This window comes from Thermoproteota archaeon (genome assembly GCA_003352285.1).
Taxonomy (GTDB): Archaea; Thermoproteota; Nitrososphaeria; order Nitrososphaerales; family Nitrosopumilaceae; genus PXYB01.
On sequence record QQVN01000003.1, the window covers coordinates 525,789 to 544,130 of the forward strand.

Below are 18,342 nucleotides of genomic sequence, written 5' to 3' on the forward strand. Positions count from 1 at the left end.
CAAATTCTCTGTAACCTAAATTTAAATGAGATAGTTATTCTATGATTATAGAATGAGAACCACTAAATCTTGATTGCTAGAGTGTTTCTCTTCATCAATGCAACTACTGAAACTATAGAGATTACTAGTATCAACATTGCAATAGTGCCAAACTCTGGCACTACAGATCTTGCTACCTCCAAATCAGCCAAGAGCAAGTCAACTTTTGCATCAATAACATCAGGTGAAGCATTTGATTGAATTAATGAGCGTAACTCTTCTCTCATGTTGACTTCGATTTTTTCCATCAATTCGTGATCAACTTCACCTAGTGGATCCTCTACAAACTCATAGTTATCCAAGTATGCAGAACTGACTAAATCATATGCCTTTTGTGAATTACCATTTCTGTATTCAGCTTTTGCTTGAGTTAGTAGGCTCTGAATGTTATCAATATATCCAAACACATCGGTCTCTACTGCACCACCGGATAGCTCTTGTAGTGTAGAGATATTGTTTAGTGCCTTACCAACTGTAATGCTAACTTTAGAAGGAGATTCAAACTTTGTGATAATTTCATTTAGGGTTTTAAGATGATTTGCAAGATTTACAGAGTCTGTTTCAGATAATTCTGTAAATGCATCCTTGTTTTCTTCATACAATTCTGTTGCTTTTGCCAAAAATACAACGGTCTCATCATATTCTTCTTGGTCTACTATTTTTCCATCAGTAACAGCTGCTGCATATTCTTCTTCAACAAGATTTAGTCTATCATAAATTCCAGATAATGCCAATCCAACTTCAGATGTGTCTCCACCTTCATACTCTCTAATAATTAATTCAACTTCATCTAAGATATGATTTAATTCATCTTTCATTTCATCGATACTCATATCAGATTCAACTACCTCAATTACTTCTTCCATCTCATGCAATAGTTCATTTGCAGATTCTGGACCTAGGGTAGCCTCGATTGATGGATGTAAAGTTCGATAATAGTATAATCCTTCATAAGCAAATTTTTTGGCATCCGCTACGTTATCATTCTCTAATGCACCAATTGCTTCCTCGATTTCCTCAATTGTCTTTAATTTGAAGATGCCAAGTAACTCACCAGTGATGGTTTCAGAGTGATTTTGTAATTCAGCAGAGTTTGCCTTTATTTTTTCAAATGCCAAATTAGATTGAAAGTCTGATTTTTCAGAAATCTTGAATTTTTTCTCCATTACATCATACCATTTGAAGAGACCGTCGGAATCATTATTCTCAAGTGCTTGTTCAATCTTTACAAATGCAATTTTGTAAATTGTCTTATCAACTACTTGTCGCTCAAGTTTTGCTTGGTCGATATTTCCCTCTTTGAGTAAATTCTCAATGTCTGTAAATGCAGTAGAGATCAAGTCATGGCTCTCTGCATCTAGTTCTTGTGCTGCTGACTGGAAATGGTCAACATATGTCTTTTTTGCGTCATTTAGATGCTTTATTGAATCATCAATGTTTGCTGCCTTTTCTGCATTCTCTAATGAAGTTTTGATTGAAGACCATGCATCCCCTAGTGTTGAATGGGTAGCTGCAAAAGAGCTTGGAATAATTCCCCCCACTAATACCAGGATTGAAAACATTGCAAGAATGGATTTTATTTTCAACAAGATGCATCAATTAATCCAGTATTATTATCTTTATTCAATTCCAATTTTTTAGAACAAGAAATTAAAATGAAAGTTTTAGTTTTGTCAGCTAGATGTATTTGGATAAAGACTCAGCGTCGGCTCTGTTTCATTTATTGTGATTTCAACTTTGCCTATTCTGCTTCTGTACTGTTTAATTTTTTTTCCTTCATTGGAGATTACAAACTTTTCAACATCAATTAACGCAAGGTCTTCTAAGTGAGACACTGTTTTGTAAACTGTAGAAAGAGAAATCTTTAGCTCATCGGCTATCTGCGTAGCATCTTTTGCTTGATTCTTTACTGAAAACAAAACTGCTCTCGTGCAAACATTGCTTAGAGATTCAATAATTTTTTGCGTAATGTCAAATTCGCTTAATTGAATTATGTTTGGTTTGGTCATGTTTCTCACGGGTTTGGTATTAACACCAAGTTTGGTTCAGGTTTTTTAATACTGATATCGGCTTTACTAATTCTTGAACGATATACTTTGTATTTTCTTCCTTTATCTGAAATCATCCATTCTACAACTTCAACAAGTGTTAGCTCTTCTAAATCGTTTAATTTTTTGTAGACTGAGCTTAATGGAATTTTTAGCTCGTACGACAAATCAGCAGCAGTCTTTCCTTTTTTGATCATGGAAAATAAAATTGCTCTTGACTCTGCGTCTGCTAATGATTCTAGAACTTTTTGTGTGACATCATATTTTTTTAATTGCGGTAATGTCAGTCTTTTTGCCAAGTGTAATTCGGTAATTCTTGAGTTATTTAAACGAAAGCCTAGTTATTCTAAATTTTTAGAATGATAACTGATAATCAGTTAGAAGAGACGTACATCTCTTTGTCAGGCTGGAATTTATTCCACAGTACACCCAAAATTATTGGAATTGATATCCAAAATGAGGACACTGCAAGAACAGACATCATTCTAAATCCATTTACCAAATCCATTGGAGCACCTATCTCATCGGGATTGGCAGGCATTACAACAAACAATGCGCCAATTAATACGCCATATCCTACAACTGAAACAAGTTTCTTTTTTCCTTGGAATCTTTTTGATAATTGATAAAATCCAACTGCTGCAAATCCAGAGATTGCAATAAATGCCAAAAACAAAACAGAGCGTAACACTACAGTTTCAGGATCACCAACGGTTGGAGGATTTGCAGGATACTTTAGGAATGGCAGCAAATAGATTGTCAACCACATGATTCCTGCAAGAATCAAGCCTTTTTTGATATTGTTATTTCCTGGAAGAACCTTCCTAGAATATGCAAATACTATACCAAATAATGCACCAACTGATGTTCCAAGAATCGCACCTGCTAATACTTGCCCGCCTTTTTGCCAGTATCGATAAGAATTGTACTCTACCCAGAATTCAGGCGAATCTTTTTCCTCACCAGAAGCAAAGAGGTTCTGGTTTTCTATGTTAATTGCATCATCAAGGTAGGGTTCTACGATTACTAAATTCACTCCACCATGAATTAATCCCGCAAAGGCACCTGATACCAATACTAGAATAATAAAAAGTGCCGTTTTCATGACGAATCACTAATGGCAGGGAAATCCTGCAGCGTGCCTCATGTCATGAGTCAGCTCGTGGATGTAAAGTTGATCAAAAGCTTCTGCGCCTTGAATCATGCTAAACAAATGTCCCTGATCATAACCTACAAGGAATAGACCAAAAGCAAAGATTGCAGCGAGTGCAATAACTGCTCCAATTGGAACACTAGATTTAGTTACTGTTATCTCTCTTGATTGAGACATACAACAAAACAATTTTGTTTTGTATTTAAATTCTTGGATAATTTATCCAATATAAATAATGGAAAAACCAATTGAAAGATCTGCACCAACAGATCAAAACACTACAGAATGTCGTTTCAAGAAAGGGTTCAAGTAAAGTTCTAACATTTAGTATCCCACATGTCTTTAAGGCCTTACAACTTTTAAAAAAAGATCAATACGTAAGCAGATCAAGTTTTTGTAAGTTTCTCCATTTGGGAGAAGGCGCTGTCAAGACACTAATTCTTCACCTAAAAGAAGCTGGACTGGTAGATTCTACAAAGTCAGGCACATATCTTACACCAAAGGGAGACACATTTGTCTCAAAGATACTAGCAGAGATTCCAGCAGAATGTACCATAACAAAAAACAAGATTCTAAAATCAAACCACAATCATGTGATTCTGCTTAGAAACTATGCAGGTGCAATAAAAACAGGAATGGAGCAAAGAGACTATGCTATCCTTTATGGCGCATCGGGTGTCATCACCCTAATTTATTCAAATGAAAAATTTGTCTTTCCAAATGAAGCAAAAGAATTCTTTACTGAAGAATCTGAGCTAAAACAAGAATTGGTAAAAAAACTCAAACCGCAAGAAAATGATGTCATAATAATTGCAACTGCAAGTGATGCATTTGTTGCCGAAGTCTCTGCTAAAAACTCTGCACTAAGCACTATAGCACTTCATGAACATCATTGAAACAAAGCTATTTACCCAGAACATTACGCGATAGGTTATGATAAAGTATCTTGCAATTCCAATTGTAATTGGAGTCATTACAGGAATTGTTTTGGCAGTAACCTTTGAAACAGATCAAAAAGAGGATGGCATTTTACTTTCTGCTCAAAAACTAATCAAAGATGGCTCCCCAATAATGGGTGAGAAAAATTCCGATATTACAATACTAGAATTTGGAGATTATCAATGCACGTTTTGTTTTAGGTTTCACCAGTCTACACTAAAGATACTAGAAAAAGATTACATCGATTCAGGAAACATACGACTAGTCTTCAAAGACTTTCCACTAAACGGTCCAGACTCTGTTCTAGCTGCTGAAGCATCATATTGTGCCGAAGACCAAGGAAAGTACTGGGAGTATCACGATGAATTATACACAAACTGGGCTGGAGAAAAGACAGGATGGATTACTCGTAATTCCCTTAATGCATTTGCAGAAACTGTAGGCCTTAATCTAGAAGAGTTTAACCAGTGTCTTGATTCTGGTAAGTATAACAAAAGAGTTTTAGATCATCAAGACTTTGCAAGACAGATTGGTGTTGATGCAACTCCATCATTTTTCATATTCAATGACGAAAAGATAATCAAAATAAGAGGAAATCAGCCTCTTGATGTATTCAAACGAGTCATTGATGATTTGAAATCTTAGTTTTGCGCTTTGTTCTTAGCTGAGTTCCACAGCATGGACAGTGAATTTCTTCACAAAACATGTACACATTGCAGTAAGTACAGCGTTTAGCTCCGCCCTGATATCGGCTCTTCTCCGATCTATATCGTTCGCATATTCCTCTGCATGCCAATGATGATTTTATGATATCAACCAAACTTAATATTCGCATCTGAAAAAATTTCAACATGGGAAAGATTCAGGTCGATAAACAGGACTCTGTAAAGCTATACAAGATTAGAAAAACCCTTGAGGAGCTATCAAACAAATCAGGTCACGGCACTGAGTTAATCAGCGTATACATTCCTGCTGGAAAGCAATTACATGAAATTATCAGCGTACTAAAAGAGGAGCAGGGAACTGCAGTCAACATAAAGTCAGATCTCACAAGAGGTCACGTAGTTGATTCACTTGGAAAAGTAATTCAAAGACTCAGATTGTACAATAAAACTCCTGATAGGGGCTTGGTAATGTTTTGTGGTGCACTTCCACCAGAAGGTGGCGGTCCAATTGGTAGTGAAGTTGTAAAGGTGTATGAAATTGACCCACCAAAAGAGCTCAAGACGTTTCTGTATCGATGTGATGATCATTTTCATGTTGATATCCTAAAGGACATGCTAAAAGATGACAATCTCATTGGCTTTCTTGCAATTGACTCCAAGGATGCAGGATGGGGGCTGTTGCATGGTGATAAGATAGAGGTGTTATCAGAAACTGGTTCTGGCGTTGCAGGAAAGCACAGACAGGGAGGACAGTCTGCAAAAAGATTTCAAAAATTACGAGAGATGGAGTTGACCTATTACTTTAATCGTGTAGCTGAAACCACACGGGAATACTTTGTTGATATTTACCCAGTAAAGGGATTAATTGTTTCAGGACCAGGTCCAACAAAAGAAGACTTTGTCAATGGAGGCTATCTTGAGTATAGATTACAAGAAAATATCATTGCAACACTTGATACGTCATATTCTGGTTCAGAAGGAATCAGAGAAGCATTTGCAAAAGCATCTGATGTATTATCAGATTTTAGAATGGTTGAAGAAAAACAAATTGTTGAGAAACTATTTCAAAAGATAAACTCTCACTCTGGACTAGGTACCTATGGCCTAAGTGAGGTAATTGATTTACTAAAAAATAACGTAGTAGATACTTTGCTCATTACAGATGATACAAATCTAATCAAGCTAGATGTTGTGTGTAATAGATGCAAGCATCTTCAAGAACAAATTGTAGAAAGACCACAGGTCATTCCAAAGAGAACAGAGCTACTAAGTGCACCATGTCCTGGATGTAAGGCAGCAGACTTGACAGCAAATGAGCAAGATATAGTAGACTATCTATCATTAATTGCTGCAAAGACCGGTGCAAAGATTGAAGTCATTTCAGGTAGTGCAGAGCATGGTGCAATGTTAGCTAGTCTTGGCAAAGTTGGGGCCATTTTACGATATAATCCAGGACACGCAAAATAGTATTATCTAATTGCTGCAGCATCCTGTGTTATGGATAATGGAGTTCCTTGTTGTTCACCAACAATTCGTTGTCCAATTAGTTTGCCTTCAATTTTCTTTACTAGGAATTCAAGTGAGAATGGCTTTTGAATAATTTGAACAGTATCATCTCTTAGCTCATTGACCTTACCTAGAATACCATGGCCATATGCTGAAAGAAATACTAATCTTTGGTTTGGTTTGTACTTTAGAATCTCCTGAGCAGCAGTGGCACCATTTTTTCTAGGCATGTCATGATCCATCAGAACAATATCAAATGGAGGTGAGTTGTCTTTTCTAAATAGTTCAGAATATTTTGCCTCATTCATGAATTCATCCACACATTCCACACCGTCTTTTGTCAGTGTGACCTTGTGACCACGTTTCTCTAAAACAGTCTTGTACTGTTTTGCAGTAAATTCATTGTCTTCTGCAATCAAAATATTCATTGTCATGAATACCAAATGATTTTTTCATCATTTTAAAACGAGTTTGTTTGGCTTGGACGAACTAATTTGCTCAAATCCCGTTTCGTATCTTTTCAGCAAGTTCAGCCAAGTCCGAGTCCTTTGATATCTCACGCTTTGTCCATATTGTTCCCTTATCATTGAATCTTGGAATGATGTGAATATGCACATGTGGAACTATCTGTTTTGCTGCTTTGCCATTGTTTTGAGCAAGACTAAACGCATCAGCTTTAGTTGAGTGTAAAATAGAGCGTGCAATCTTTGGAACAAGAGAGAAAAGTTTTCCGACATTTTCTGGCTCCATATCTGTAATTCTCTCATGATGTCTCTTTGGTACAACAAGGCTATGTCCAACATCAATTGGATATTTGTCTAAAAATGCAACATGTTCATCATCTTCGTAAATTAAATGACCTAAACGATCACCTTTGATGATATCACAAAAGATGCATCCCATGAATCTATGGGATTTTTGTATTTTATTTATTGTTTCATCGATTGAGTTAAGTAGGGTAATTTTTTCATCAGGAGTTAATCATGGGTAAAAAAGCCAGAAAAGAGCGCGAAGAGAAACGTGAAAGTTTTGCAGCTCAGCGAAGCAAGCAAAAGAGAAAGACATACCTCATGGCAGGTGGTGTTTTAGCTGTAGTTGTTGCAATCGTTGCATTTTCAGCATACAACTTTGCAACAAACTTTTCAAATGCACCAGGTGCACCACCAGGCGCAGGAATGCTTGGAGGAGAACATGTGCACTCTTCTATACTAGTGAAAATTTTTGGCGATAAATTTGATTTCAGTCTTCCAGCATATCAGATAAAGAGTAGCTGGATTCACTTTGAGGCCCAAGATGGTACAACAATTCACAGACATGCAGAGGGAGTAACCCTAGGATATCTCTTTGATACACTAAGTATCGAAGTATCAGATGAGTGCTTCATATTCCCTGATGGAAGACAGTTTTGTACAAATGAGGATTACACCCTGAAATACTATGTAAATCACGAACAAGTATCTGGCATCTATGATTATGTCTTTAATGATGAAGATAGAATTCTGATATCATATGGCAGTGAAACCCCTGAAGAGATTGAAGAGCAATTACGAGAACTAGATTCCCAACAAATACTAGCATAATTTTCAAGATAAACCATACAAAGCAAGTTTGTTTACTGGTATGCCACATGGCATTGAATTCCGGACTAGGTGTGGATGATTCGACATACCAGTAAACATTATGCTGTTGGCATCGATACAAAATCTGATTTAGATTATTTATGGAATGCTTAACAAAGTTCATTCAATTCTAAATATTATACAACATAGTAAATTCAGATGAGAACAATTCGTGATAGGGTTTAGTTTCATTTGCATATTGCACTTGTTCTCATCTAATATCTATGACTTGGCTTGTAATGTCGAGATTTCATTCGTAGAATAGAATTACAACATGGACATCTGAGATCATCAGTGACAAAATAAGCATTACAGCAAGAGCATCGCTTTTGTCCTTGTTTGTATTTATCACATAGCTTTGTTGTTGTAGCACGAAGGCTAGTGCATATGCCTTTACAATGTAAGGACATGGTTTTTTAAGAAAAGTTTCGCCTCCCAGGTCTACATTTCTCAAGGCGGTATCTTGGGTGCTCTTTTAAAATTGCCTCATAGTCTTCATCATCATCTATGATTTTCTTTTTTTCTCGCACAATAACAAAATGTTTTGATTTTTAATAAAACTCGATTAACTATGTTAAGCATTGGCTATATATTCACAGGATAATCATGTTCGTGAATAAGCAGAAAGGAAAAACCACAATCAGAGAAAAGACCAGTATGATCAAGTGGGTAGCAATCATAGGTGTGGTAATAGGCCTAGTAGGATACTATTTCCTGCTAACAATGGTTCCAGTAAACGTTGGGTATCCAGTTTTTGGTGCACCATCAAACATATTCATTAAAACGATTAAGAATCCAGATGGAAGCTTTGCGTTTGCAACTCAATCAACCAAAGGAAGTAAAACAACCAGCGGAGGACATCTTAATCCAACGTATCATGTTGGAGAAGGGAATTTAGTAACTATTCATCTGATAAATGAAATAAAGAATGAAAGAAATGTAGGCAACAAAATCAATCTAAATATTGACGAGTTTAATGTTCATACTGGAGATATGGGCTATTTCCAAACAACATCCATTACTTTCCTAGCAAACAAAAAGGGAAATTTTGAATATTATGATTCATACAATCCTGCAATGAGGGGAATCATTAATGTACAGTAATTCCAAATGGAGACACATACGATGAAAAACGATGAAGATTCTGTACGAGTCGGAATAATCAACTCGATGGATTCTTTTATTGACAATATTCAAAATATTAGAAAAGTTCTACTCGGAGTATCATTATCAGGACTATTCTTGGCGCCATTTGCAGCGGGATTGTCAATTTACCTTCTATTTCATCCAAAGTTCTTTGTCATACTTGAAGAACATGATGATTTTGGAACCGCTTTAACAGTATTATTTGCAGGAATATTTGTTATCTCTGGAATATGGATGTATTTTGGTCTACGTGAATATCGACAATTAAAAAACTGGAATAATAGATACACCAATTATTTGAAAAAGAGAGAAGAGATCAATGACGAAATTGCATCACAATATAATTTAGAAGAAGAAAAGTAATCCAAGTTTTTTCTCAGAGTTACTATCATTTGAAACTCTAGGGAATAATTCCTCAAAAGGATCCAAGATGTTTCTACAAAATTCCAATCCTTTGTGTGTTACTTTGAAATATGTAATATTTCGTTTTCCTTGTGGTTTTTGATATTTTTCCAGTAATTGTTTATCCTCTAATTCATCAAGTATGTGTTTATGCTTTGTGAGATTTAGCCCACAATAACTAAAAAGCGAAGTCTGATTTATCTCGCCGTGTTCTGTTAAAGTGAATATAATATCCTTAATGATGTAGACTTTATCCCGATATTTTTTGGATACTGACATACAGAAAAAACCTAGGAGTTATAATTAAGGGTAGGCTCCATTAACAATGTTAAGTAATTCATTATAACTCAGAAATCATTGTTTTTTGATGGCAATTAAATTCGTGTGTAATGACTATGGATTTGACTGTAATTTTTCCTGTCAAGGAGACAATTCATCAGAATTGATAGATGAATTTGCAAGGCATACTGCTGAGGAACATGGTATAGAGTATTCAAAAGAGGCACTCATGCAGTTTATCATCAGGAAAACGTGACTAGATTGAAGAAAATCACATCATCAGATATTCAAAATGAAAAAATAACTATGAGAATTTTATCAAGTCTAACACATCCTAAAACGGTAAAAAACATTAGCGAAGAATGCCAAATTCCTATAGCATCTGCATATAGGAGAGTCAAATTATTACATAAAATTGGGTTGCTAAGTAAATCAGGGAATATTTCTGATGGAATCAGAACAAGGTTATACAGTGGCCACAATGTTCAAGAAAAAGAGTAGCATCACAACATTTGTCGTATGTCCAAATTGCAAGATGGGCTATCAAGTAAATATCGATATGAAGACAGACCGTCCCCAAAAAGGATTAACTTGTAAAAGATGCATGAAGAAAATCACATAATTCGTTGTGTGAATCTCTAAAGAAACTCTAAATTATGCCAAAACAGAATAGTCGTGATAAGTAATAATGGAAATTTCTAGTAGAAATGTAGTAGAAGGAACTTCACGAGCACCTCACAGAGCAATGTACAAGGCAATGGGGTTATCAGATGAAGATCTTGGCAAACCATTTGTTGGAGTTTGCCATACAGGAAATGAAGCTACACCATGTAACATTCATCTTCCACAGCTAGCATTTAGCGCAAAGGATGGAGTTGCAGCTGGCGGTGCAACACCAAGAATGTTCTCAACCATTGCAGTTAGCGATGGCATTGCAATGGGACATGAGGGAATGAAATCATCTTTGATATCAAGAGAAGTGATTGCAGATTCAATTGAGCTAATGGTTAGAGCACATCAGTATGATGCGCTAGTTGGAATTGCAGGTTGTGATAAAAGTTTACCAGGAACAATGATGGCAATGGCTAGACTAAACATTCCATCTGTGTTTGTGTATGGTGGAACAATAATGCCAGGAATGCTAGATGGAAAGGAGCTTACAATAGTTGATGTATACGAAGCAGTAGGAGCTTATGACACAGGACAGTTATCCCTTGAAGCACTAAAGAATATTGAAAACACTGCATGCCCAACTGCAGGCTCTTGCGGTGGAATGTTTACTGCAAATACCATGGCATCAATCTCAGAAGCAATTGGATTGGCTTTGCCAGGAAGTGCTAGTCCTCCTGCAGAAGATGATAGACGCAAAAAGATGGTGTATGATACAGGTCTTGCATGCGCAAAACTATTAGAAAATAACATTCGACCAAAGGAAATTCTAACATTTGAGGCATTTGAGAATTCAATTACTATGCTAAATGCAGTAGGTGGCTCTACTAATGCCATTTTACATCTCTTGGCATTAGCAAATGAGGCAGGAATCAAATTAACATATGATGACTTTGAGAGAATAAGAAAAAAGACACCGCACTTGGCAGACATGAAACCAGGTGGAAATTACGTAATGAATTCACTAGATAAAATTGGTGGAATTCCATTTGTGTTAAAGAAATTACACGATAAAGGATTGATTCATGGTAACTGCATGACAGCTACTGCAAAGACAATGGCAGAAAATCTATCTGCAATGAAATTCCCAGAGACAGAACAAAAGATTGTAAAATCAGTTGATGCACCATTGCATTCAGTTGGAACAGCTGTAATTCTAAAAGGCTCACTTGCACCAGAAGGAGCAGTGATAAAGACAGCTGGTGTCGAGATGACAAAGTTTACTGGAAAGGCCCGAGTCTTTGATAGAGAAGAGTATGCATTTGATGCAGTATCAAAGGGTGAGATTGATGAAGGTCATGTTGTTGTGATTCGATATGAAGGACCAAAGGGAGGTCCCGGAATGCGAGAGATGCTAGCTACTACTGCAGCACTAGTAGGTCAAGGACTAGGAAAAAAAGTTGCAATGGTTACTGATGGAAGATTTTCAGGTGGAACAAGAGGATTCATGGTTGGCCATGTTGCACCAGAGGCATTTGTTGGCGGACCAATAGCATTGGTAAAAGACGATGATGAAATAACAATAGACACTGAAACTAACATCATTGATCTTCATGTATCACAGGAAGAATTAGAATCAAGAAGAAAGGCATGGAAGCGACCCAATCCAAACTATACACATGGTGCTTTAGCAAAATATGCATCACTTGTAGGCTCTGCAGCACAAGGAGCAATCACATCTCCAGCTAGCTAGAATTATTTTAGATGATAGTGAGAACCACAGAAGAATAATGAACCCATTGGGGTATGCTTTGCAGTAAGGGACAATCCATCTTCTAGTCCTTTGCCACAGATGTAACAACTAAGACTAGTTGCAGATGATTTTACCAGGGGTTTTTGAAATGGCAGTAAATCCTGAATCAGAATGCGATTGTTTCTTGGTCTCTCTAGGATTTGGCTCATGGTTATACTACGAAGCGATCAGATATAAAGGTACCGTACCATACCGTAAAAAGAGGGCCGAGGGTCCCAAAGAATGGAGGGGCATTTGGGCATTGGGAAACTCCTCGACTTTAATGAATATACGAAAAATTTTGCCTTAACTTTGTGTGTGTTATACCTGAACACACTATTGTGTTTCAAAATTTTAAATAGGCTTCAAATCTGATTTTATTCATGGGTGAACACCTTTGGAAAAGCAAAACCAACAGTAATACCCCTAGAGTTATCTGAAAACCAATTCGAACTTTACAAAAAGATTTCAAAAAATTATTCACATACGTTTCTCTTTGAATCACTTACAGGTCCTGAGGAGCTAGCAGAGACATCAATTATCGGATTTGAGCCAGAGTTTGTAATCAAGGGGTACAAAAACAAGATTGAAGTCTATCAGGATAACAAGTTAACAAAGACTATTCAAACAGATGATCCTTTCAAAGAGATTAAAAAATTAATCAAGAAAACTGATGACAAATCATACAGATACTTTGGTGGGGCAGTAGGATTTGTAAACTATGATGCAATCAGACTGGTAGAAAACATTCCAATCAAAAACAAATCAGATGAGGTCCTAATGGAATTTGGAATATACCATGATGGAATATTTTTTGATAACAAGAAAAACAAGCCATACTACTTTTATTATGATACCAACAGATATCCAGAATTAATTAAATCACAAGTGCAGGATTCCTTTGAGATATCAGAGTTTACACCAAACATCTCAAAGGACACATTTGAGTCAATGGTGGACAAGGCAAAAAGATACGTCCATGATGGAGATATATTCCAAGTTGTACTATCACGAAGATTTGATTTTACTGCAAAGGGAAACTTTCTAAAGGTGTATGATGTGTTGCGAAAGATAAACCCATCACCATACATGTATCATATGAAGATGAATGAAAAAATAATAATTGGTGCAAGCCCTGAGATGTTAATTCGTGTTACAGATGATATTGTAGAGACCTTTCCAATTGCAGGAACAAGAAAGATTACAGATGATGAAGAAAAAAACAAGAGTCTCGAAGTAGAACTACTCAATGATGAAAAGGAGTTAGCAGAACACACAATGCTAGTAGATTTAGGAAGAAATGATATCGGCAGAGTGTGTAAATTTGGCTCTGTAATAGTCAAGGAACTAATGAAGATCAAAAGATTTAGTCACGTTCAGCATATTGTATCACACGTGGTAGGAACACTGAATCAAAAATTTGACATGTTTGATGCATTCAAGGCAGTATTTCCTGCTGGAACGGTTTCAGGGGCACCAAAGGTTAGGGCAATGGAAATCATCGAGGAATTAGAACCACAGTCAAGAGGCCCATATGCAGGAGCAGTCGGATACTTTTCATGCAATGGATGCTGTGATTTTGCAATAGCAATTAGAAGCATCTTCTTTGATGGAAAGAATGGATTTGTACAGTCAGGGGCTGGAATTGTATCTGATTCTATTCCTGAAAACGAATTCAAGGAGACAGAACACAAGGCAAATGCAATGCTTACGGCACTAAAGGAGGCAACAAAATGAAATTTCTGATTATCGATAACTATGACTCCTTTGTGTACAATTTGGCCCAGTATCTTGGGGAGCTAGGCGTTGATTGTGATGTTATTCGCAATGACAAGATTACAATTGATCAGATAAAACAAAACAACTATGATGCAATAATAATTTCTCCAGGACCAGGTACTCCTGATGATGAGAAATACTTTGGAATTTGCTCCAGTGTTATCAAAGAGCTTGGTCCAACAAAACCAATTCTAGGAGTCTGTCTTGGTCATCAAGGAATCATTTCAGCATTTGGCGGACAAGTAACTAATGCAGGATGTGTCAGACATGGAAAGACAAGCAAGGTGCAATACAAAAAAGATTCATTGTTTGAAGGAGTAAAGAATCCATTTAGGGCTACAAGGTATCATTCATTGGTTGGAGACAAGACAATCATTCCAGATTCACTTGAAGTGATTGCAACTGCAACAGATGATGGTGAAATCATGGCAATAAAGCACAAGGACTATTTGATACAGGGAGTACAGTTTCATCCTGAATCAATAATGACTGAGGATGGAAAGATAATTCTCAATAATTTTATCAAACAGGTGAAGGCACAAAAATGATTTCAGACTCGATAAAAAAATTAGAAGAAAAGACTAGCTTGTCACATGATGAAATTGCTAATATCATGACAGAGATTCTCTCTGGCAAGACATCAGAGCAAGAAAACTATGACTTTCTTTTGGGATTAACCGAAAAGGGAGAATCAGATGAGGAGTTGCTTGGGATGTTAGAGAAGATGAAGGAGTTTTCCCTGAAAATTACGCCTGAAAATGAGGGCAGAATAATTGATGTGTGTGGTACTGGAGGAGACAAACTGCAGACCTTTAACATTTCTACTACTGCATCCTTTGTTATTGCAGCATCAGGCGGAATAGTTGCAAAGCACGGAAACAGGTCAAATTCAGGAATCTTTGGCAGTGCAGACATCTTTGAGTACTTTGGATATGACTTGATGCAGGAACCAAATTCTATCAAAAAGGTTTTGAAAAATTTTAACATCTGCTTTATGTTTGCACAAAAGTTTCATCCAGCAATGAAGCATGTTGCAAGTGCTAGAAAAAAACTACAAAAGAGAACTGCCTTTAACATTTTAGGACCACTAACAAATCCTGCAGGAGTAAAAAATCAGTTAATTGGAGTATCCTCTGATGATCTACTAGAAAGATTACCAAGGATTTTGCAAAAAAATGGTGCAGAATATATCATGACAGTAAAATCAGAAAATGGAATGGATGAATTTTCAACCAGTGCAAACAACAAGGTTTCTTTTTTAAAAAATGGTAAAATCCTAACAAATATTGTAAACCCAGAAATGGTTGGATTACACATGTCATCAATTACAGATATTCAAATAAACACAAAAGAAGATGCAATCAAATCATTTGTTGATGTACTAAACGGTACTGCAAATCAGGCTATGATAGAAACTACAGCGCTAAATGCAGCAGGCGGATTAATTGTAAATGGAATCACAAACAGCTTTGATGAAGGAGTAGAGATTGCATTATCATCAATAAATGGCGGTAAGGCATTCAAATTGTTTACAGAATTTATAAAAAACACTGGAGACCAAACAAAGATCAAAGAGGTGCTTGAATCATAGATAGTATACTAACAAAGCTTGTAAACAATTCACAAGCTGCAATTGATGATGGAGTGTATGAAGTTGATGCAAATCTTGAACAGTCAACCCAAGACTTGCTTCAAACTATTAGAGTTAATCAACATCCCACTCTAATCACAGAGATAAAATTTGCATCACCATCTCTAGGTAAAATCAGAACAACATCAGATCCTGTTAGAATTGCAAATGCAATGATTGAGGGAGGCTCTAGTGCATTATCTGTATTGACGCAGCCATACCTGTTTAATGGTAGTCCAGACTTTTTCATGCAGGTTAGGCGCGAGGTAAAGGTGCCAATGCTCATGAAGGACATCATGATTGACAAGGTCCAGATAGATACTGCAAGAAAGATTGGTGCGGATTACATGCTGCTAATCCAGTCATTATTTGAGCAGGGCCACCTAAAGGAGATTGATGAGTTTATCGATTACGGTCACAAAAATGGGCTAAAGATTCTACTTGAAGTCCATACAAAATCAGAGCTAGAAAGTGCACTAAAGACAGATGCAGATTTGGTTGGAATAAACAATAGAAATCTAGACACGCTTGATATTGATCTTAAAACAACAGAGAATCTGCTCAAAGACTACAAGCAAGACAGACCGATAATTTCAGAGAGCGGTATAGAGACACCAGATGATATCAAGTATCTAAGAAAGTGTGGTGCAAATGGATTCCTAATTGGTTCTAGCATAATGAAAAGCGATAATATCAGAGAGAATGTGAGAAAATTGGTGAGTGCATATTGAAGTATCCAAAAAATGGCAGATTTGGGGAGTTTGGTGGAAAGTACATCCCTGAAACACTGGTGCCAGCAATTGAAGAGTTAGAGGAAAATTATCTAAAGATTAAGGATGATAAAAAATTCAAGGCAGAACTTGATTATTACCTAAAAGAGTATGCCGGAAGACCCACACCGCTATACTATGCAAAGAATTTAACAGAAAAGATCGGCGGTGCTAAAATTTATCTAAAAAGAGAAGACTTGCTGCACGGTGGCGCTCATAAAATAAACAACACACTGGGACAGGCACTCCTTGCAAAGAGGATGAACAAAAAGAGAATCATTGCAGAAACTGGTGCAGGCCAACATGGTGTTGCAACTGCAATGGCATGTGCTTGTCTAAAAATGAAATCCGAAGTTTACATGGGATACAAGGACACCATACGACAAAAGCTAAATGTTTTTAGAATGAATTTGCTTGGCTCTAAAGTTCATCCAGTAAAGTCAGGCTCTCAAACACTAAAGGATGCAATCAATGAAGCAATACGAGATTGGATTACAAATGTCAATGACACATACTATCTATTGGGTTCTGCAGTAGGACCACATCCATATCCTGTAATGGTACGAGACTTTCAATCAGTAATAGGTCAAGAGATTAAACAACAGATGAAAAAACTAGAGAATAAAACACCTGATACGGTAATTGCATGTGTTGGTGGGGGTTCAAACGCAATTGGAACATTTTACCCACTAGTGGATTCCAATGCAAAGATAATTGGCGTTGAAGCAGCAGGAAAGGGCCTAAAATCAGACTATCACTCAGCTACTCTGTCTGCAGGAAGCAAAGGAATCCTTCATGGCATGATGACGTATCTTTTACAGGATGCAGAAGGGCAGATCAAAGAGACACACAGCATCTCTGCAGGATTAGATTATCCGGGTGTTGGACCAGAGCATGCGTATCTAAAGGATCAAAACAGAGTAAAGTATCACAGTGCAAAGGATTCAGAAACAATTGATGCATTCTTGCTCCTAACTAGAACTGAAGGAATAATTCCAGCACTTGAATCATCACATGCAATTGCAGAGGCAATCAAAGTTGCAAGGAACAGTCCAAAATCTGAATCAATTGTAGTTACATTATCAGGTAGAGGAGACAAAGACGTCGAAGTAGTAGAAGAGTACATGAAGAAAAATGTCAAGAATTGAATTAAAGTTCAAAGAGCTAGACTCTAAGAACGAAAAAGCACTAATTGCTTATGTCATGGTGGGTTTTCTGCCAGACAAAGACACCATCTCAACTATTCGAGGACTGATCAAGGGCGGTGCAGACATTATCGAACTAGGATTTCCATTCTCTGACCCATTAGCTGATGGTCCTGTTATACAGAATGCAAGTACTGTTTCACTATCAAAGGGAACAAAGATGAAAAAGTTTCTTGATATCGTAAAGACGATTAGAAAAGAGACAGACATTCCACTAGTCCTTATGACATATGCAAACATTCTGTATCACAAAGGATATCAAAAGTTCATCAATGAAGTAAAAAAGGCAGGAATTGATGGCTTGATTCTACCAGACATGTCAGTTGAAGAATCCTCAGAGTATTTGGCGGCTGCAAAAAAAGCCAAAGTCGATACAATCTTTTTGGTTTCACCAAATACTAGTAAAAATAGAATTGAAAAAATACTAAAGGCAAGCTCTGGCTTTTTGTATCTTGTAGCAGTGTATGGAACTACTGGAATCAAGACAAGCATTCAAAATTATTCCATAACAGCTGTAAAAACGGTAAAAAAGATAACAAAAAATAAAATTCCAATAGGAATTGGATTTGGAGTATCCACCCCATCAGATGTTAAAAGATACGTCGCAGCTGGAGCAAATGGAGTAATTGTTGGCAGTGCATTTCTCAGAATAATGGAGAGCACGCCCTCATCAAAACTACAAGATAAAATTTTCAAATTTACTAAAAGTTTGAAAGTACAGACAAAATCAAGATAAACGATTAAAAACCCGATATGTCATT

The 18,342-nt window shown here is 36.7% G+C and carries 25 protein-coding genes; 15 read left to right on the forward strand and 10 right to left on the reverse strand.

Features of this window, described 5'->3' with window-relative positions; genetic code table 11:
• Nucleotides 1-62: 62 nt before the first annotated feature.
• The 5 genes from DWQ18_04745 to DWQ18_04765 form a co-directional block, all read right to left on the reverse strand.
• Complete coding sequence (locus DWQ18_04745; protein RDJ34364.1) at nt 63-1,601, reverse strand: PEFG-CTERM sorting domain-containing protein; 1,539 nt, start codon at nt 1,599-1,601, stop codon at nt 63-65.
• 111 nt (nt 1,602-1,712) lie between these two features.
• Complete coding sequence (locus tag DWQ18_04750; protein RDJ34365.1) at nt 1,713-2,048, reverse strand: ArsR family transcriptional regulator; 336 nt, start codon at nt 2,046-2,048, stop codon at nt 1,713-1,715.
• A gap of 5 nt (nt 2,049-2,053) precedes the next feature.
• A complete protein-coding gene (locus tag DWQ18_04755) occupies nt 2,054-2,386 on the reverse strand; it encodes an ArsR family transcriptional regulator (GenBank protein ID RDJ34205.1) in 333 nt (110 codons plus the stop codon).
• A 74-nt stretch (nt 2,387-2,460) separates the two neighbouring features.
• Nucleotides 2,461-3,192 carry a hypothetical protein gene (locus tag DWQ18_04760; protein ID RDJ34206.1) on the reverse strand — a complete coding sequence of 244 codons (732 nt, stop codon included), beginning with the start codon at nt 3,190-3,192 and terminating at the stop codon, nt 2,461-2,463.
• A 9-nt stretch (nt 3,193-3,201) separates the two neighbouring features.
• Nucleotides 3,202-3,417, reverse strand: coding sequence for a CbtB-domain containing protein (locus tag DWQ18_04765; GenBank protein RDJ34207.1), 216 nt, complete (start codon nt 3,415-3,417; stop codon nt 3,202-3,204).
• Between the two features lie 80 nt (nt 3,418-3,497).
• On the opposite strand from DWQ18_04765, the gene DWQ18_04770 reads away from it, so the two are divergent.
• The 3 genes from DWQ18_04770 to prf1 all read left to right on the forward strand — a co-directional run bounded on the left by DWQ18_04770 (nt 3,498) and on the right by prf1 (nt 6,311).
• Complete coding sequence (locus DWQ18_04770; protein RDJ34366.1) at nt 3,498-4,136, forward strand: DUF4443 domain-containing protein; 639 nt, start codon at nt 3,498-3,500, stop codon at nt 4,134-4,136.
• A 37-nt stretch (nt 4,137-4,173) separates the two neighbouring features.
• The gene (locus DWQ18_04775) at nt 4,174-4,824 is read left to right on the forward strand and encodes a DsbA family protein (GenBank protein ID RDJ34208.1); all 651 of its coding nucleotides are present in this window, start codon (nt 4,174-4,176) and stop codon (nt 4,822-4,824) included.
• A 206-nt stretch (nt 4,825-5,030) separates the two neighbouring features.
• Nucleotides 5,031-6,311 carry a peptide chain release factor 1 gene (prf1, locus tag DWQ18_04780; protein ID RDJ34209.1) on the forward strand — a complete coding sequence of 427 codons (1,281 nt, stop codon included), beginning with the start codon at nt 5,031-5,033 and terminating at the stop codon, nt 6,309-6,311.
• A gap of 2 nt (nt 6,312-6,313) precedes the next feature.
• Here the strand turns inward: prf1 and DWQ18_04785 are convergent, their stop codons facing one another.
• On the reverse strand, nt 6,314-6,784 hold the full coding sequence (locus tag DWQ18_04785) for a response regulator (GenBank protein ID RDJ34210.1): 471 nt from the start codon (nt 6,782-6,784) through the stop codon (nt 6,314-6,316).
• 64 nt (nt 6,785-6,848) lie between these two features.
• Nucleotides 6,849-7,253, reverse strand: a complete 405-nt coding sequence (locus DWQ18_04790) for an HIT family protein (protein RDJ34211.1) — start codon at nt 7,251-7,253, stop codon at nt 6,849-6,851.
• 80 nt (nt 7,254-7,333) lie between these two features.
• On the opposite strand from DWQ18_04790, the gene DWQ18_04795 reads away from it, so the two are divergent.
• A complete protein-coding gene (locus tag DWQ18_04795) occupies nt 7,334-7,930 on the forward strand; it encodes a protein-disulfide isomerase (protein ID RDJ34212.1) in 597 nt (198 codons plus the stop codon).
• A 289-nt stretch (nt 7,931-8,219) separates the two neighbouring features.
• Here DWQ18_04795 and DWQ18_04800 read toward each other — a convergent pair whose 3' ends face one another.
• Nucleotides 8,220-8,423 (reverse strand): hypothetical protein, encoded by a 204-nt coding sequence (locus tag DWQ18_04800; protein ID RDJ34213.1) that lies wholly within the window; start codon nt 8,421-8,423, stop codon nt 8,220-8,222.
• Nucleotides 8,424-8,581: 158 nt separating this feature from the next.
• Between DWQ18_04800 and DWQ18_04805 the strand changes: the two genes are divergently transcribed.
• On the forward strand, nt 8,582-9,073 hold the full coding sequence (locus DWQ18_04805; protein RDJ34214.1) for a chemotaxis protein: 492 nt from the start codon (nt 8,582-8,584) through the stop codon (nt 9,071-9,073).
• Nucleotides 9,074-9,139: 66 nt separating this feature from the next.
• A complete protein-coding gene (locus tag DWQ18_04810) occupies nt 9,140-9,478 on the forward strand; it encodes a hypothetical protein (protein ID RDJ34367.1) in 339 nt (112 codons plus the stop codon).
• Here the strand turns inward: DWQ18_04810 and DWQ18_04815 are convergent.
• Nucleotides 9,461-9,796, reverse strand: a complete 336-nt coding sequence (locus DWQ18_04815) for a MarR family transcriptional regulator (protein RDJ34215.1) — start codon at nt 9,794-9,796, stop codon at nt 9,461-9,463. The genes DWQ18_04810 and DWQ18_04815 overlap by 18 nt on opposite strands.
• An 88-nt stretch (nt 9,797-9,884) precedes the next feature.
• Here DWQ18_04815 and DWQ18_04820 point away from each other — a divergent pair, with 88 nt between their 5' ends.
• From DWQ18_04820 to ilvD, 3 genes are all read left to right on the forward strand, one after another.
• Nucleotides 9,885-10,052, forward strand: coding sequence for a DUF1059 domain-containing protein (locus DWQ18_04820; protein ID RDJ34216.1), 168 nt, complete (start codon nt 9,885-9,887; stop codon nt 10,050-10,052).
• Complete coding sequence (locus DWQ18_04825; GenBank protein RDJ34217.1) at nt 10,049-10,297, forward strand: ArsR family transcriptional regulator; 249 nt, start codon at nt 10,049-10,051, stop codon at nt 10,295-10,297. The genes DWQ18_04820 and DWQ18_04825 overlap by 4 nt, the downstream gene beginning before the upstream one ends.
• 187 nt (nt 10,298-10,484) lie before the next feature.
• Entirely contained in the window at nt 10,485-12,158 is a 1,674-nt protein-coding gene (gene ilvD / locus DWQ18_04830) for a dihydroxy-acid dehydratase (protein ID RDJ34218.1), read from the forward strand.
• Between the two features lie 2 nt (nt 12,159-12,160).
• On the opposite strand, the gene DWQ18_04835 is transcribed toward ilvD, so the two are convergent.
• Complete coding sequence (locus tag DWQ18_04835) at nt 12,161-12,367, reverse strand: hypothetical protein (protein ID RDJ34219.1); 207 nt, start codon at nt 12,365-12,367, stop codon at nt 12,161-12,163.
• A 217-nt stretch (nt 12,368-12,584) separates the two neighbouring features.
• Here DWQ18_04835 and DWQ18_04840 point away from each other — a divergent pair, with 217 nt between their 5' ends.
• From DWQ18_04840 to DWQ18_04865, 6 genes are read left to right on the forward strand one after another with little or no spacing between them, the layout of a single operon-like run.
• Entirely contained in the window at nt 12,585-13,934 is a 1,350-nt protein-coding gene (locus DWQ18_04840; protein ID RDJ34220.1) for an anthranilate synthase component I family protein, read from the forward strand.
• Nucleotides 13,931-14,524, forward strand: a complete 594-nt coding sequence (locus tag DWQ18_04845) for an aminodeoxychorismate/anthranilate synthase component II (GenBank protein RDJ34221.1) — start codon at nt 13,931-13,933, stop codon at nt 14,522-14,524. The genes DWQ18_04840 and DWQ18_04845 overlap by 4 nt, the downstream gene beginning before the upstream one ends.
• The gene (gene trpD, locus DWQ18_04850; GenBank protein ID RDJ34222.1) at nt 14,521-15,567 is read left to right on the forward strand and encodes an anthranilate phosphoribosyltransferase; all 1,047 of its coding nucleotides are present in this window, start codon (nt 14,521-14,523) and stop codon (nt 15,565-15,567) included. The genes DWQ18_04845 and trpD overlap by 4 nt, the downstream gene beginning before the upstream one ends.
• A complete protein-coding gene (locus tag DWQ18_04855; GenBank protein RDJ34223.1) occupies nt 15,561-16,337 on the forward strand; it encodes an indole-3-glycerol-phosphate synthase in 777 nt (258 codons plus the stop codon). The genes trpD and DWQ18_04855 overlap by 7 nt, the downstream gene beginning before the upstream one ends.
• On the forward strand, nt 16,334-17,524 hold the full coding sequence (gene trpB / locus DWQ18_04860; protein ID RDJ34224.1) for a tryptophan synthase subunit beta: 1,191 nt from the start codon (nt 16,334-16,336) through the stop codon (nt 17,522-17,524). The genes DWQ18_04855 and trpB overlap by 4 nt, the downstream gene beginning before the upstream one ends.
• Nucleotides 17,511-18,317 carry a tryptophan synthase subunit alpha gene (locus DWQ18_04865; GenBank protein ID RDJ34225.1) on the forward strand — a complete coding sequence of 269 codons (807 nt, stop codon included), beginning with the start codon at nt 17,511-17,513 and terminating at the stop codon, nt 18,315-18,317. Before trpB ends, DWQ18_04865 begins: the two co-directional genes overlap by 14 nt.
• Nucleotides 18,318-18,342: the final 25 nt, after the last annotated feature.

Coding starts and splice junctions, on each gene's coding strand:
- DWQ18_04750 (RDJ34365.1), bottom strand. CDS start 2,048: ATGACCAAACCAAACATAATTCAATTAAGCGAATTTGACATTACGCAA.
- ilvD (RDJ34218.1), top strand. CDS start 10,485: ATGGAAATTTCTAGTAGAAATGTAGTAGAAGGAACTTCACGAGCACCT.
- DWQ18_04775 (RDJ34208.1), top strand. CDS start 4,174: ATGATAAAGTATCTTGCAATTCCAATTGTAATTGGAGTCATTACAGGA.
- DWQ18_04785 (RDJ34210.1), bottom strand. CDS start 6,784: ATGACAATGAATATTTTGATTGCAGAAGACAATGAATTTACTGCAAAA.
- DWQ18_04765 (RDJ34207.1), bottom strand. CDS start 3,417: ATGTCTCAATCAAGAGAGATAACAGTAACTAAATCTAGTGTTCCAATT.
- DWQ18_04865 (RDJ34225.1), top strand. CDS start 17,511: ATGTCAAGAATTGAATTAAAGTTCAAAGAGCTAGACTCTAAGAACGAA.
- DWQ18_04815 (RDJ34215.1), bottom strand. CDS start 9,796: ATGTCAGTATCCAAAAAATATCGGGATAAAGTCTACATCATTAAGGAT.
- DWQ18_04820 (RDJ34216.1), top strand. CDS start 9,885: ATGGCAATTAAATTCGTGTGTAATGACTATGGATTTGACTGTAATTTT.
- DWQ18_04810 (RDJ34367.1), top strand. CDS start 9,140: ATGGATTCTTTTATTGACAATATTCAAAATATTAGAAAAGTTCTACTC.
- DWQ18_04845 (RDJ34221.1), top strand. CDS start 13,931: ATGAAATTTCTGATTATCGATAACTATGACTCCTTTGTGTACAATTTG.
- DWQ18_04760 (RDJ34206.1), bottom strand. CDS start 3,192: ATGAAAACGGCACTTTTTATTATTCTAGTATTGGTATCAGGTGCCTTT.
- trpD (RDJ34222.1), top strand. CDS start 14,521: ATGATTTCAGACTCGATAAAAAAATTAGAAGAAAAGACTAGCTTGTCA.
- prf1 (RDJ34209.1), top strand. CDS start 5,031: ATGGGAAAGATTCAGGTCGATAAACAGGACTCTGTAAAGCTATACAAG.
- DWQ18_04835 (RDJ34219.1), bottom strand. CDS start 12,367: ATGAGCCAAATCCTAGAGAGACCAAGAAACAATCGCATTCTGATTCAG.
- DWQ18_04795 (RDJ34212.1), top strand. CDS start 7,334: ATGGGTAAAAAAGCCAGAAAAGAGCGCGAAGAGAAACGTGAAAGTTTT.
- DWQ18_04790 (RDJ34211.1), bottom strand. CDS start 7,253: ATGGGATGCATCTTTTGTGATATCATCAAAGGTGATCGTTTAGGTCAT.
- DWQ18_04745 (RDJ34364.1), bottom strand. CDS start 1,601: ATGTTTTCAATCCTGGTATTAGTGGGGGGAATTATTCCAAGCTCTTTT.